1 protein-coding gene and 1 pseudogene are annotated in these 663 nt (G+C 53.1%); both read left to right on the forward strand.

Translation table 11 applies throughout. The annotated features are described in order from the left end of the window. Nucleotides 1-385: pseudogene (locus WH277_RS05645) on the forward strand (cryptochrome/photolyase family protein); the annotation flags it as partial. After that, nucleotides 382-522, forward strand: a complete 141-nt coding sequence (locus WH277_RS05650) for a DUF2256 domain-containing protein (RefSeq protein WP_227536147.1) — start codon at nucleotides 382-384, stop codon at nucleotides 520-522. The pseudogene WH277_RS05645 and the gene WH277_RS05650, both read left to right, overlap by 4 nt. The last annotated feature ends 141 nt before the right edge of the window (nucleotides 523-663 follow it).

The raw sequence follows: 663 nt of genomic DNA on the forward strand, positions 1-663 counted from the left end.
GGAGGTATGTCAGTGGTATCTGGCGATCTATATGGATGCATTTGACTGGGTTGAACTCCCCAATACGCTGGGTATGGTGATGCATGCCGACGGGGGATATCTGGGCTCTAAACCCTACTGCGCCAGCGGCCTGTATATAAACCGTATGTCTGACTACTGCCGTGGCTGTGCGTATAAAGTCAGTGAAAGCACCACTGACAATGCCTGCCCGTTCAACGCTCTCTACTGGCATTTTTTGATGCGCCATAGCAATATTCTGCGGGACTATCCGCGTATGAGCCTGACGTATCAAAACCTTGAGCGTATGACAGAATCCCGGCAGCAGGCGCTCTGGCAACGCGGGGAAGGGCTTCTGGCCCGCCTGGATGCCGGTGAGGCGTTGTGAAAAAAAAGAGTGAGCTCCCGGTTAAAATCTGTGCCGTCTGCGGGCGGCCTTTCAGCTGGCGCAGAAAATGGGCGAACTGCTGGGAAGAGGTGCGCTACTGCTCAGAACGTTGCAGGCGACAACGGGTGCCGCGTTAAATGTCGCGGTGATGGTGAAGACGCATCGACAACTAAATTTCCCGCCACTTCAGGTGCTTTCCAGAATCTCATCGCAAGGCGCTTGATCGCAGCACAGATTCAGCGATACTGTATATAAATACAGTATTATTGAGATTCCCC

This window comes from Erwinia sp. MYb416, from assembly GCF_037479575.1.
GTDB classification, from domain to species: domain Bacteria; phylum Pseudomonadota; class Gammaproteobacteria; order Enterobacterales; family Enterobacteriaceae; genus Erwinia; species Erwinia rhapontici.